16 protein-coding genes and 2 pseudogenes are annotated in these 13580 nt (G+C 39.0%); 5 read left to right on the top strand and 13 right to left on the bottom strand.

All coding sequences use genetic code 11. The features are described 5' to 3' along the window. The first annotated feature begins 181 nt into the window (after window positions 1-181). Window positions 182-673 carry a DUF805 domain-containing protein gene (locus LREU_RS04580; RefSeq protein ID WP_003667972.1) on the top strand — a complete coding sequence of 164 codons (492 nt, stop codon included), beginning with the start codon at window positions 182-184 and terminating at the stop codon, window positions 671-673. A 60-nt stretch (window positions 674-733) separates the two neighbouring features. Here LREU_RS04580 and LREU_RS04575 read toward each other — a convergent pair whose 3' ends face one another. The 3 genes and pseudogenes from LREU_RS04575 to LREU_RS10525 all read right to left on the bottom strand — a co-directional run bounded on the left by LREU_RS04575 (window position 734) and on the right by LREU_RS10525 (window position 3623). Then, window positions 734-1009 carry a hypothetical protein gene (locus tag LREU_RS04575; RefSeq protein ID WP_003666104.1) on the bottom strand — a complete coding sequence of 92 codons (276 nt, stop codon included), beginning with the start codon at window positions 1007-1009 and terminating at the stop codon, window positions 734-736. 81 nt (window positions 1010-1090) lie between these two features. Beyond that, a complete protein-coding gene (locus tag LREU_RS04570) occupies window positions 1091-3004 on the bottom strand; it encodes an amidase family protein (protein WP_011953456.1) in 1914 nt (637 codons plus the stop codon). A 165-nt stretch (window positions 3005-3169) separates the two neighbouring features. Further along, window positions 3170-3623 (bottom strand): annotated as a pseudogene (locus LREU_RS10525) (DUF1440 domain-containing protein). Between the two features lie 153 nt (window positions 3624-3776). Between LREU_RS10525 and LREU_RS04565 the strand changes: the two are divergent. Both LREU_RS04565 and LREU_RS04560 read left to right on the top strand, forming a co-directional pair. Continuing rightward, entirely contained in the window at window positions 3777-4007 is a 231-nt protein-coding gene (locus LREU_RS04565; RefSeq protein ID WP_003667978.1) for a hypothetical protein, read from the top strand. A gap of 194 nt (window positions 4008-4201) precedes the next feature. Then, entirely contained in the window at window positions 4202-4468 is a 267-nt protein-coding gene (locus LREU_RS04560; RefSeq protein WP_003667979.1) for a hypothetical protein, read from the top strand. 46 nt (window positions 4469-4514) lie between these two features. Here LREU_RS04560 and LREU_RS04555 read toward each other — a convergent pair whose 3' ends face one another. After that, window positions 4515-5048: a GNAT family N-acetyltransferase gene (locus LREU_RS04555; RefSeq protein WP_003667981.1), complete on the bottom strand. Its 534-nt coding sequence runs from the start codon at window positions 5046-5048 to the stop codon at window positions 4515-4517. Window positions 5049-5275: 227 nt separating this feature from the next. Here LREU_RS04555 and LREU_RS04550 point away from each other — a divergent pair, with 227 nt between their 5' ends. Further along, window positions 5276-6805: a gluconokinase gene (locus LREU_RS04550; RefSeq protein WP_003667982.1), complete on the top strand. Its 1530-nt coding sequence runs from the start codon at window positions 5276-5278 to the stop codon at window positions 6803-6805. Window positions 6806-6817: 12 nt separating this feature from the next. Then, window positions 6818-6976 (top strand): annotated as a pseudogene (locus tag LREU_RS10200) (GntT/GntP/DsdX family permease); the annotation flags it as partial. An 80-nt stretch (window positions 6977-7056) separates the two neighbouring features. Here the strand turns inward: LREU_RS10200 and LREU_RS04545 are convergent. The 9 genes from LREU_RS04545 to LREU_RS04510 all read right to left on the bottom strand — a co-directional run bounded on the left by LREU_RS04545 (window position 7057) and on the right by LREU_RS04510 (window position 13578). Further along, window positions 7057-8262 carry an N-acetylmuramoyl-L-alanine amidase gene (locus tag LREU_RS04545; RefSeq protein ID WP_003667986.1) on the bottom strand — a complete coding sequence of 402 codons (1206 nt, stop codon included), beginning with the start codon at window positions 8260-8262 and terminating at the stop codon, window positions 7057-7059. Continuing rightward, the gene (locus LREU_RS04540; protein ID WP_003667988.1) at window positions 8246-8695 is read right to left on the bottom strand and encodes a phage holin family protein; all 450 of its coding nucleotides are present in this window, start codon (window positions 8693-8695) and stop codon (window positions 8246-8248) included. Before LREU_RS04540 ends, LREU_RS04545 begins: the two co-directional genes overlap by 17 nt. 14 nt (window positions 8696-8709) lie before the next feature. After that, entirely contained in the window at window positions 8710-9879 is a 1170-nt protein-coding gene (locus tag LREU_RS04535) for a hypothetical protein (RefSeq protein ID WP_011953454.1), read from the bottom strand. Between the two features lie 38 nt (window positions 9880-9917). Further along, complete coding sequence (locus LREU_RS04530; protein WP_011953453.1) at window positions 9918-10364, bottom strand: hypothetical protein; 447 nt, start codon at window positions 10362-10364, stop codon at window positions 9918-9920. 143 nt (window positions 10365-10507) lie between these two features. Continuing rightward, complete coding sequence (locus tag LREU_RS10195; RefSeq protein ID WP_003667995.1) at window positions 10508-10627, bottom strand: XkdX family protein; 120 nt, start codon at window positions 10625-10627, stop codon at window positions 10508-10510. Beyond that, window positions 10620-11024 (bottom strand): hypothetical protein, encoded by a 405-nt coding sequence (locus LREU_RS04525; RefSeq protein WP_003667996.1) that lies wholly within the window; start codon window positions 11022-11024, stop codon window positions 10620-10622. The genes LREU_RS10195 and LREU_RS04525 overlap by 8 nt, the downstream gene beginning before the upstream one ends. An 11-nt stretch (window positions 11025-11035) precedes the next feature. Continuing rightward, window positions 11036-12145 carry a BppU family phage baseplate upper protein gene (locus LREU_RS04520; RefSeq protein ID WP_011953452.1) on the bottom strand — a complete coding sequence of 370 codons (1110 nt, stop codon included), beginning with the start codon at window positions 12143-12145 and terminating at the stop codon, window positions 11036-11038. Between the two features lie 2 nt (window positions 12146-12147). Then, window positions 12148-13293, bottom strand: coding sequence for an SGNH/GDSL hydrolase family protein (locus LREU_RS04515; RefSeq protein WP_003667998.1), 1146 nt, complete (start codon window positions 13291-13293; stop codon window positions 12148-12150). A 12-nt stretch (window positions 13294-13305) separates the two neighbouring features. Continuing rightward, window positions 13306-13578, bottom strand: coding sequence for a hypothetical protein (locus LREU_RS04510; protein WP_003668000.1), 273 nt, complete (start codon window positions 13576-13578; stop codon window positions 13306-13308). Between the last annotated feature and the right edge of the window lie 2 nt (window positions 13579-13580).

Below are 13580 nucleotides of genomic sequence, written 5' to 3'. Positions count from 1 at the left end.
TCAATATTTATTACAATTAGTAATCCTATAAATTATATACTCTAACGTAAAGTGTGAAAAGTTAGCATACTAATGTGTTAGTCACAGTTAGGGATTTTTTCTCCTCCCCAAATCATAAGTCAATCTACATCCCCGCAAAAATGCTATAATCAAAGCAAACCTATCAAAGGAGGAGAATTGTATGTTTGAAGCTTACAAATACTACTGGGAAAATGCCTTTAAGTACCGGGCTACTTCAACGCGGGCGGATTTTTGGTGGCCAGTATTGGTTAATTTCATCATTTTTGTTATTTTATATTTCTTACTAGCAATCGCTGGTTTTGCTTCTGTCACTTCGATTATGAATGGCTATAATCGTGGCGTTGGATTCTTAATTTTCCTGCTCTTCGTTATTGCAGTATTCGCTATTGCTATTATTATTCCCGGAATTGCTATCTGTGTCCGGCGGGTTCGTGATACCGGTTTGACTGGCTGGACCGTGTTGGTTTTCTGGTTACTTTCCCTTATTTTTACAAGTAACGATAGTGCGGTGATGGAAACTATTTCTTCAGTCATTGATATAATCTTCTTAGTGATTCTCTGCTTGCCAACAGGTTATGTCAGCAAGCATGGGTGGTGGAGTGCCAATTACGGTAATGATATTACTGTTCCATCATTACGAAACGATGATTAATTAAAAGAGCTGGTGCCTCGAATGTAGCATCAGCTCTTTTAATTTAGTTATTAACCTTAATTATCCCTTGTAAATAGGTTGGTATGAACCCCGTAAAGTGATCTTATCAAGTCCGTTATCGAGGTTGTACTTGTCGTCGCTAAGCTTCTTTTCCCGGTAACCTGCCCGTGAAAAAGCTTCGACTAAGCGCGCCATAAATTCTTGACCACCTTCTGCAGTTTCATAAATCATATGGTCAATGTATTGTGGCATGTTTGTACTCTTCCGCAACAAAGTGATTAAGTACACCTGCTTATCAGTCTTGTTAATTTCTGAGGTATTTTGCATCAATGACATATCTATTTCCTCCTATTCAATCCAAGAATTCTCTTCCTACTCATATTATAAATTATGTACAGGATTAGTCAAAACTGTTTATCAAAATTTTCGCTTGTTTTGATAAACACTTGTCAGACTTAATGAGAATAAAGCTAATCCAAGCAAAACTAACCCATCATTATTATTTGATCCTGTTTGTGGTAACTGCTTTTCTTTTGTCGATTGTAATTTCCTAGCATTCACTTGTTGCGAAGTTTTTACTACATATTTCGGACTAATATTATCTGAAATATTAAGTTTACTTGAGGCAGTTTGGAATTCATAAACTGATTTTTTGCCTAAATTGTGGACAACAACTTTTGAGATATTTGCTGCGTCTTCATTTTGTGGCTCACTAGGCTGGGTATCATTGTTTAACTTTTGGTAATCACTTAGGAAGATTAGTTTACCTTTCTCTTCAAATAATTTCCCTAACGCTAATAAAATCAGGTCACTGCCTTTTTCTCCTTCTAACTGAATCCCTAATGGCAATCCTTGTGCGTTAACATAAGTCGGCAAACTTAACGCCGGTTCTCCTGCTAAATTAGCTAATTGCGTAAATGGCGTTTTACTTAATCCATGATACCAAGCATTGTAAATAACATCCATTTGTTGATCAAAAGGCATCTTGGCCATTTGCAAAATTTTAGCAACATCTGCTGGTAAAAATGCTGGATCAGAATTTAATGGTGCAACCGTTGCGGTAGTTGGCGTTAAATAAATCGGATATTCTTCATGAAAACTCTTCATCTGAGCAGCAACTAACGCTAATTCATTATTGTAAGTTTGCTTTATTTCTTTGGGTGCTTTTTTACTAGCTTCATACAACGCATATGTCATCGGACTAACCAAATGCTCTGTGACGTCGCTAGCCTGCAGATTACGGTGCAGTTTTTGTTGAGCCAGATAATTAGCAACTGTTCCGTCACTCAAAGCCCCTAAATAATAAGCACGCATCAGTTTTACCCCATCAACCGGACTATCCTTTTCGACTACTTGAAAGCCCTGTTGCCGTAAGAAGGTTACTGCATTTAAAACAGCTGCTTTAGCGTCCACACTAACAACAGAACCTACTGGTGATTTTAATGAATATGCAATTTTTAGGTCTTGGAGCTTAAGCGGAAATTCCTTCAATAATGATTTCCGGTTTGGATCTAGTAAGCCCTCAAATAACTTGATCGTGTCATCAATCCGCCGCGTTTCTGCAAAGTTAACCACTGAAGGCGTTAATGAATCTCCAAGAATAATTCCCTGAGTAGGTTTTAACCCAATTACACCTGACCACGAAGCAGGAATTCTTAAGGAACCACCAGCATCATTTCCGGTTGCAAGCGGTACTATTCCAGCAGCCACACTTGCCGCCGCTCCACCAGAAGATCCGCCAGCATTTCGCGTGAGGTCCCATGGATTATGCGCTGGCCCATATAAATTGGAATCTGTAACATTAATTAATCCTAACTCAGGATAATTTGTTTCACCAACAATTACAAATCCCATTTTCTGCAACTTTGCCACAAAATTTTTAGTATAACCATAACGATTATCTTCCATATACGGAAGTCCATTCGTATTCGGATATCCTTTATATGCTTGGCCTAACCCTTTAATTAGAATTGGCACTCCGTAAAAAGGCTGCTCTGAAGTAGTGTTTGTATCTGGCAAAGCATTTACCTGTTGCCGTGCATTTACTGGATCCTGATAAATCACACTATTAAGATCCTTATTTTCCGCTATTTTTTGATATGTATCATTAACTAACTGTTGACTATCGATTTGTTGATCTTTAACTTGTTGTGCAGTTACAAGAGCTGATTGATTTTCAGTGCTCGTAATCGTTTTTGAACTTTGAGCATCAACTTTAACATTAGTTTGAATGTTAGTTTCAGACGCATGAGTTGGTAAAGAATAAAATAAATTGAACCCTAAAGGAACTAATAAGGAGAGAGTAAAACGCAATTTCCAATGCTTTTTCATTACAATACCTCCAAAATTGTACATTACATTTTAATTATACATCGTTTGGATGCGCTTTCAATTTTAAAATATGCAATAAAAAAGACGAGATAACAATCCTTTATTGTTTCCTCACTTAATAAAAATAATGTTTTACAAATACTTATTATTCAAAGTCTTAACATATTACGTACCGATCAAGAAGTATACAACAGCAACGATCGACCAGGTTCAAATAATATGTCCAAAGAATTCAGAAGAATTTTCATCAAATGGAATATCCCAAAAGCCATAAGAATAATATGCCATACAATCCAAATAAGAATCCCATAGAAGGCACCATCCACATAGCAATCCATTTTGTCTTGTTATACTGTACCATGTAAATTAGAAATTATGCAAAGAAAATTGAAAAACTAAAATGTAAAATTAGTGCAACCCAATAAATCTTCTGATCAGTAGAATAAAGAACATAGGTATGAGTAAACTTTGCAAAAGCACCTAATTGTTGTAGCATATGTTACGGCGGATTAGTCGTATCCCGCGCTAATGTCCGTAAAGGTAAAATCTTCTCTCAGCCTATCTTGGCCATTCTGGAAATCATCCCCGTAGTGATCCCGTACCAGCAAAAATACACCATTGAGATGTGCTATTGTTAGTCATACCTTTCTCTTCCCTCTTAAAATCTATGCCAATGCTCGCCATACTACTTCCTTATTAAGTGTCAATGATCTTAAACCTTTTATACCATTTATCTTATTACTGTAATTTTCGTTAATTAAATGTTACTATAATGGCGAAAGGAAGCATAATCATGGAAATTAATGCAGATGCTCTTAAGAACTTCCAAGATTCGAAGTTCAATTTTGTAGATGCAGATGGTAATGATGTAGACTTTGATAACTTGGACGAAAGTGTAAAGTACACTCTTCGTGATGGTGAAACAGTTGTTGAAGATGATATGCATGCCAAGGACGTTGTTGATACCATTAATAATGAATATGGTAAGACAATGAACGTTTAATTTCTTGATATGTAGAATTAAAAATAGGTTCCTATCACTCAATCTTTGATAGGGACCTATTTTTTTACTATCTAAATTGCTTCTCTTGCCCAAGAGTTCTAAAATTAGAGATAAATCGAAAGATAAGGGGCTCTTATTTATGATGAACATTTTATTAATCATCTTAACAGCAATTTTTATTATCGAAAGTATTTTTGAAGTTCGTTATTTTTCGTTATTTTTACCAAATTCGGACCATTTTTAACCAATCTGGTCGTATCGAACCTACTAAACGAGTTCAGCGAATCGTTACAATTGAAACCCAGTGGTCATGGATTTCATGGATCTTCTTACTCTTACTGTTTGTTTTACCAGACATGTATACTGCTATTCTCATCTGTGTCATTACCCTTATTGAAACATGGGTAGTCTACGAACTTTACAACGCTCGCGAATATGCTAAGAAAATTAATGAAAAATAGTGAAATTAAAGAGGAAGGTGTTACAAGATCAACGCCCTCCTCTTTTCTATGCTACACGCACTTTTGTTAACAGTTCATAAACATAAGACAACTCACTTGGACGAAAAACTCCATGGAGGGTCCCTACTTTTTTAAAGCCGCTCTTAGTTGCGATCCGTTGCATTGCCATATTATTTTCATTTGTACTTAAACGAATTGATTTGATCTCTGGACGTTCAGTCTCCAAATATTCAATCAAACTCAAAAATAATTTGGATGCGTATCCTTTTCCTGCATGCCGTGAATGAATAGCTACGCGGTGGATTACAACATAATTTTCAGTATTAATTAGCCATTCCCCGTTGAGTTTATCATAAAAATGATCCGGTGCTTCAACAATTGCTAACGTGCCAACTGTTTGTCCATCATCTGCTTTAACGATATAAGCATAGCCATTCTCAATGTCTTCTTTTACATGGGTAACGTTCGGATAATCCCCCTGCCATTGATCAACGCCCCGCTCAGCTAACTGGTTACGTCCATCACGTAAAATATCTACTACTACATCTAAATCTGCCATTGTTGCTTTCCGGATTTTCATTGTAATCCCTCCTTAAAATCGTTGCTTACAGCTAAACCATAACAAATTAAGCAATTAATAGTATCACACCTCAATATTAAGATGCAATCACTTTCGATTTTTAATTTTTAGGAAATCGATAAACTAATCTTAAATAAGCTATTGACATCGCTTACATACAACAGTATATTATTAGGTGTAACGATAAACTAAAGCGTTTTCAAATTAATAAAGGGAGAATTACTACAATGAATTATTTTATCGGTGTCGATGTTGGAACTACTTCTACAAAAGCAGTTCTATATGACCAAAATGCAACTGTGTTAGACCAATTTAGCCAAGGCTATTCCCTTTACCGCGATGCTAGTGGAATGGCTGAACAAAACCCAACTGCAATTGTCGAAGCAGTCGAAAAAGTTATTCATGATGCGGCACAAAAAGCAGATTTAACAAACGGAAAATTGTTGGCGGTATCATTTTCCAGTGCTAACCAAAGCGTGATCATGCTCGACAAGAATTTCAATCCTCTTTCACGGGTGATCACTTGGGCTGATACACGTGCGCGCGATGTCGCAAACGAATTAAAGAATAGTCCAGCCGGTCAGCAAATTTATGCTAAAACAGGTACACCTATTCATCCAATGTCCCCATTGACCAAGATTATGTGGCTCAACAAGACACAAGCAGATAAGGTTGCCCAAACTGCATATTTTGGCGACATCAAGTCCTACCTCTTCCACCAGTTTTTCAATACGTTTAAGGTTGATGTTTCCATCGCTTCATGTACCGGAATGATGAATGTCAATACGTGTGACTGGAATGATCAGGCATTGGAACTCGCTAATGTCGATCGTTCCCAATTACCAGAAATCGTGAACGGAACAACCCAAGCGATTGGCTTAACAGCAACAGCGCAAGCAAAAATGGGCATCCCTGCTGACACGCCATTTGTCTATGGTGCTTTTGACGGTGCTTTATCTAATTTAGGCGTGGGAGCAATTAAGCAAAATACTGTTGCCATTACGATTGGGACTTCCGCTGGTGTGCGGGTTGTAACTGACCATCCAGTAATCGATCCTCAGCAGCGACTTTTCTGTTACGCCGTGGATAAGGGCTTATGGGTCATCGGCGGTCCGCTTAATAATGGTGGCGATGTCTATCAGTGGGCTGTTGAGCACTTAGTTGACGCTAGTGCAGTTAAAAATGAAAATATTGATCCTTACACTCTTGCTAACCAGGTTATTGAAGGTGTTCCTGCTGGAGCTCACGGTTTGCTTTTCCACCCATTCCTTGGCGGTGAACGGGCACCATTATGGGATGCAAATGCGCGTGGTAGTTTCTTTGGGCTTTCCCACATTCATACCCGTGCCGATATGCTGCGCTCAGTAATGGAAGGAATTTGTATGAATATTGCAACTGTTTTCCAAGCGGTTCGTGACCTTGTTGGTAATCCCGCAAGCGTAACTGCAACTGGCGGTTTTGCGCGGGCTGAAGTTTGGCGGCAGATGTTAGCAGATGTCTTAAACTGTCCAGTCAATATCCCTAACTCATTTGAATCCGGTTGTCTCGGTGCAATCACCATGGCCATGAAGAGTCTAGGAATGATTGAAAACTATGAAATCATCAAAACACTAATTGGTGATATCAGTTCTTATCAACCAAATCAAGAGGCGGTTAATGTTTATCAAAATTACTTACCACTCTTTCAACAGGTTGAGGGATTATTAACACCAGCCTATTCGACCATCGCTAAATTACAACAACAATCTATTCATTAGGGGGTTATTATTATGCCTTTACTTATTGTTTTAATCGGAGTTATTATCTTAATTTTCATGATTGTTAAACTAAAGATGAACACTTTCGTTGGTTTAGTAATCACATCATTCATCATTGGTTTGTTACTCGGCTTACCACTTACAAAGATTCCCCAAACTATTGAAACCGGTTATATCTAATATACGAAATTATACAACAAAAAGCCCCAGTGACCATTGCATAATCTGCAACAACCACTAGGGCTAAATTTTTATTGACGTTGTGAGTAAACAACTGAATTGAGTTGCTGTTGGTTAACACCATTGGCAATATCAGAAGCAAATTGATTGTAACCAATACCCCAACTTGCAAGGTAACCATATGGATCAACATGTGATCCGCCAATATTTTCAGTTACCCAGTTATGTGTTTTAACACCTGGAGTACCTGCTCCACCGGCATCAAGATTTAGCGGAATACCGTATTGCTTAGCGTAGTAACGAGCCACGTTAATATAAGCCGTGTAGTCCTTAATGAATTGGCTACGGTTGTATGTCCGCCCTAATTCAATTTGACATGGACTGTATGGATTAGCGTTCAAAGCACCCCAAGAAACATAACCTGGTTCACCGACTTCAAAGACTTGTCCACCATCACCGACAACGAATTGGGTATAAGCTGATTCCCAATTGTTACGAAGATAGTTAGCGTTGGCAGCGGCACCAGACTCAGCGCCAACATCGTGCATGATGATGTAATCGTTGATTGCAGTTTGGCTACTACCTTGCCAATCAGCTAAGTCATAGGTGTGGTTGATTTGTGATGGAGTAAAACCAGTGTTTTGCACTTCTGAAAGAATCCCATTCTGGTCCGCATGGTAGGTAACGCCATTAACCGTTACGTCGGTATTTGTTACTTTGAGATAGGTTGATGGGTCGAAGTAGTACTTGCTCCCTTGCCAGTTAACAAGTCCACTCATTAAACGACCATCTTTACCAACCATGTACCAGTCGCCCCATTGAGATTTTACATATTCTTGCTTATTAGCTTTCAAATAAGTTCCTGGCTCAAAATAGTAATAACTCCCCATCCATTGTTGGACGCCGGACAGCACTTGACCATTATCACCAATCATGTACCAATCGCCCCACTGGGATTGCACATAATCACGCTTAGTGTGGAGGGTGCCGTCTTGGTTAAAGAACCAATAAGAACCTTGCCATTGTTGAACGCCAGTCAACATCTTCCCGTCTTGGGTTAAATACCAGCTTGTTCCAGGATTAGCCTTAGGAAGTTGACGGTATTGTCGTCCCCTTTCAACTTTTCCATTATTTTCATAGTAAGTATAAGTGCCATTCTGTTTTTGCCAACCGGTATTAGCAGAAGCAACACTTGCTGAACCTACTAAAAAAGCACCAGCCATTGTTGCTAGTGCTAAGTTCTTAGCTTTCTTGAATGATTTATTTTTCACTATCATTTACTCCTTTCTTATTATTAGTTTGAGAATCGTCGTTATATTCATCCGATAGTTTATAGATATATTTTTTCAACCATGTTGGGATAGGTAGACCCATTTGTCCGCAATTCTCAATTATTGAAACAGCATAGAATAATACATAAAACATCGTAAAGGTATCGCCGGCGCTTTTCATACCATTAATATCAAGCATTGGATAAAGCGTCAGGATTATTATTAATAGGATGCCATGCTTGATTAAGCCTGATGTGCCTTTAGTTGATGTTGTATGATGCGTTACTAAACTCCTTGCCGTCCCTGTTATTATGTCAATGATAATTACCCACACGAAAAGCCATATTATCCAGTTATCTTCCATTCCTTGAAAATGCTGAAAATACTGTTGATGATACGGGGGTGGAGCCATTGCAAGTAAGAAGTGCATTGTTTGCATTACTTAATCTCCCCCTAGTTAGTTGTGTCAGAAGCGGGCGTTGCACTCGTTTCAGCTGAAGAACTAGCTGACTTATTATCCGATGTATCAGATGAGGAACTAGACGCTGGCGTGCTATCTGGTGTCGTAGTTGATGAGCTTGCTGGAGTAGATGGCGAATCAGCTGATGAAGTCGGCGTATCTGACTTAGCCGGTTGGTCATCCTTATTATCACTCTTAGCTGGCTCGTCTGATTTAGACGTATCCGACTTAGCTTCTTGTAAAGCTTTAACTTGTGCTGTTAAATCAGTTACTTGTGATGTTAAGTTAGCAATCTGCGTTTGCAAGTCTTTATTTACTGCCGACTTTTGCAACGCATCTAATGCAGTTGCGTTGTCCTGCACTTGTTGACGCAACTGATTAAAAGACACAATCGTAACATACTTACTAGGGTCTGCGTCTTTCCCCGCTTGTCCCTCAGCAATCACACCTGTATCGGTGCCACCAATCATCCAGTGTTTAGTCTTAGGGTCAATTGTTGGCGTTAATCCATTGTTACCATCAAGACCCTTACTACCAACACCGGGAATACCTTGGAGTCCTTGCTCACCTTGGACACCTTGAGGTAGTTGCAAGTTCAAAGTGTAAGTATTCGGGTCACTTTGTAATGGAACTAGGGTTGCTGATGGTTGAGCATCCGGTGACAACTTAGTAACAGACCCCATAACAATCTTTGGTGTCTTACCCGGTTCCCCCTGAGAACCTTTCTTGATGGCCCCTACCTGTTGCTTTAAGTCCGCATAGATAGCTTCTAGCGTCTTAGAGGGTACATTTGTAATATCTGAGACCTTCATTGTGTTTTCTTCAATACTAAAGAACGCAAAGCCCTTAGATGGATAAATAGCATTCTTTTCCGTTGAATTATCCATTACCCACAACTCAACAGAATACGTGCCAGGTGTCAGAGTTTTAACATCTTCGGTCTTTAACAGAACCTTATTATTTTCAACATAACCGGCTGCACTGGCTACATAATCTTTAGGATTATCTGGAGTTGAAGCAGCGGAATCAGCGATTTTAAAAGTTAGTGTTTTATTGGTAAAGTCTGGTGTTTGACCATCATTTTGAGCATTAAAAGTCATTACTGCATCCGTATCACCGAACTTCCAATCTTTCCAATTATCAGCAATTGTTAGTGTTCGCATTTGTTTCTCCCTTCTATTTTGTGCAAAATAAAAACGCCCTATCGGACGTTCTCCTTCTTTATTCTTTCCCATTGAATGGAAAAATATTCTCGTGACAAATCAACAAGATCATCAATCTCTTTTGCTGGCAGAGATCTATTCGATTCCAGGTTTTCAATAACTTTCTCAATCTGATTATTAATGTCTGTTACTAGATAATCATGATCATCATATAAGTGCATTCGTATTTGGGCTTGCAGTGCATATAACTCGCTCGAAGTCTGATTTGATTTTTTAATCGCTGCTTTTGCATCCTCAGTTATGTTGTCAAAAACTCGATCATTGCTGTTTGACTTTATTGCTTCACTGAAACGCCCTACTAAACCATCGGTTGCATTGTAGACTTGATGAGTCTGAAAACACGCTTTGACAAACTTGCTAATAAGATCACGAGTTTCATTGTTCCACTCTAATGTAACTTCATTTGTCTTTTCGAGATTTAACATTTTTGTAGTCTCCCTTTGTGTTCTATTGCTTAAATGTGCAATTAGAATATTCGTCATAGACGCAATAAGACCTGCTACCAAACCTGTTCCAATTACGTTCCACATAATTAATCCACCTTTTAATTGATGGATTAATTATACAACTATTCTGAATATTCTTTCCCAGTGAATTTCTTGTATTGTTCCTTCGTAATTGCCCCATCTTCAACCGCCCAGCGAATATCAGCATATTGCTGAGCCAACATTCTAATTATCTCAACCATTCTGATCACTCTTTTCTAGTTGATTTACTTTCTGCGTTAACTGAAAGACTTGTTGTGTTAAAGCATTGATTAATTTAGCTGATCCGTCTGGTTCACTTGCTGGAACGTTGTATAGCTTTCGGTATTCATCATTACTAATGCCATGCCAGGTATTATTTGCTGGATCATAAGTAGGATCATTCAATCCATCTGGTGGTACAGTATGCGTTGCATTGGCAATCACTGTTCCGGGCTTAATCTTGGCTAAACCAGTTAGGTGATAGCTATCGTCATATTCATAAACTGTTTGCGGCTTATTGATGGATTCATTATCCGCCAATTCATATGCTTCTAAGTTAATGTTGTCTTTACGTCCCACAAAGAGGTTATTCTTGTTATATACATAGATTGTTGCCATATTGCTCACCCCTATCTGTCAAATGCAATAATTACAAGACTAAGTCGTTCAATTTCGTGGCGCTTGCCTTTAAGACTGATATTGAGCTTCTTACTATCAATATCAAGACGTGGTAAAGCATACCCTTCAAAGTGATACATCTGTGCAATTGCCACATCAGCGTTATCAACGGTCCATGGAAGATAGATTTGTGATTCATTAAAGTCTTGGTCATTGTCGACCTTAACATCACCACGTCCTAGAATTAGGTTCACATTCTGCATAATATGGAACTTAGAGAGAGCAAAGTCATTTCCGTTGTTAGCACGTGACAGACAACCACCTAAGGTATAATCACGAGTCCAAGCGGAATCGGTTCTCAATACATTAGCTAACCGTCCAGTAATCGAATTAAGCTGGCTAGTTAAACCATTGAACTTGTTATCAGTATAGTTGAATAGCGCTTGGCGAGCTGGTCCTTGCAAGTTGTCAATCTCAGTAACTCCGTGGAACTTGTTCTCACCAGTAAAATTATTGTTCCCACCAAAAGTTGCCACTTGGTTAGCCGAGATTGCAGCTAATAATGCTTGAACTGCTGAACGGGCAACATCTGCTGCTCCCTCTGTTCCTGAAAGCATTGCTTTAAGCTGATTAACCCAGTTAGCAACTTCTTGTTCAACTCCAGCCATGCTTTGACTTACATATCCATTGAATATTTTAGAATCTCCATAGGTCATATAGTCAGCACCAGCTAGCGTAGTAAAGGCAACATTAATCGTTGAAATAACTTGATTGTTACTGTCCTTAATACGGAAATAGGCTTGCTGATAATCACCAAGTGCTTGATAGAACGCTCCCGGAATTGTAAAGTCAAGCGTACCAACAGATGGATCAATTACTTTGTAAGTGGCACCAGAAATTTTTAACCGCCCATCATGGTCAACACCCACAAGGTCAATCGACTTGCCTTGCATATTCATTGGCAGGTGATTAGGACCTTGTACAATAACAAATGGCACAACTCGCCCGTTATCGCCTTGATGACCATTCATTGCTGGCATTTTAACCGTAGTATCGGCTGAAACTGTGGTATCAAGGATAATCCGATTATTGCGGTCTTTAGCTTCAATTAAATCAGCCATTATCATTCTCCTTTCAATATCTTATTAATATAACCAATTAACGTGTTTAATTTGTTTTCAATCAGATACCAGTTGTAATTAACGGTATCTTTGTAATGAGCATCAGTCGCCAAACTGTCAACACGTAGCAATCGCAATAGGCTAGTTTTAGCACCCGTTTCAGGGTCACATAACCAGTTGCTATTACATAAGCTAATCAGCTCGTTAACTTCTCGCTCTAAGTTGAAGAAACTTAATAATACATAGTTGCGAAGCGGACGAGTAAGCGCATTGTCGGGAGCGATTAACGTTGCCTGAACCTGCTTACTATCCGTTCCCATAAGATTGTGCATTTGGCTATAAAGTTCATTAATCTTGTTGAGCGTCCGGTTAATCCCGTTACTCACATTGGTACCAATCCCAAATAAATCTGCTAAACGGTCAAGCCTCAACTCATCAACTGTTTTAACAACTGGTGGTTGAGGCTTATTTTCTGGCTTATCAGTTTTAGGTGGATTATCGTGAGGAGGGTCAATATGTGGTGGTGGACTCGGTTGAACTGTTCCGCCTGCCATTTGCTTAAACTTCTCTGCTAGCCGTTGAGCAATAGCTCGCATCGTTGCTTTCGTTGGGTGTACTCCTGTATTACCGTCACCCAGTGTTTGATTAGCATTTTCGTAGGTGATTAATGGATCTGGGCGCCAGTCGTAATATTCAAGCCCTTCTTGTTTGGCAACGTCAATTAACATGTCGTCTAACTGATTCTGGTTCCAAAAGGCATCATTGACATCATAAAGGGTCTTGCTTCCTTGTCGAAAGTCCTCAGTCGGCAATTCCAACAAGATTTTAATGTTAGGATTCTTACGCTTTAACGCCTCAAAACCATTAACCGCATTCTGCTTAACAGTTGCTAAGGCTTCGGGCCAGCTGAAGTTATTAACTCCATAACTTACTAGCGCATAGTCGAACCCTGATACGTCAGTCTTATTGACCATCGCCGTAAAGCCATTTGAACTATTGTCATACTTAGTTCCGCCAATCGCTACATTGGTTACCTGCCAGCCTAAGTGTTGACCAATCAATTCAGGGATCCGTTGATTGGCTGAAACATTTTCTTTTCCGTCCCAACCAGCAAAAATTGAATCGCCAAACGCAACTAGTTTGGTCATGTTACCACCTCATTATTGATTGTTCGGTTCAGTATTTTGGTTTTCCTTTTTGATAGCTGTATCAGCGGCGAGCTTCTGCTTAGCAATGGTAATTAAGTCCTTCATTGATAATTGCATAAAGTCCTTGCCTTCTGGTAAATCATCCGGTTTAACCCGAATTGAAGCATTGACAAATTCAGTACTATCAGCACTTTCATTATGCAAGCCAACTTGCGCATAAAGGCATTTACCGGTATTAGTATCAAATTGGTAGTTAAATGAGCTTAATTGTGTTTCGTTCATCATAA

It is taken from the genome of Limosilactobacillus reuteri subsp. reuteri (assembly GCF_000016825.1).
In the GTDB taxonomy this organism is placed as follows: Bacteria; Bacillota; Bacilli; order Lactobacillales; family Lactobacillaceae; genus Limosilactobacillus; species Limosilactobacillus reuteri.
The sequence above is the reverse complement of the archived record's forward strand: the minus strand, read 5'-3'. Positions and strand labels throughout refer to the sequence as shown.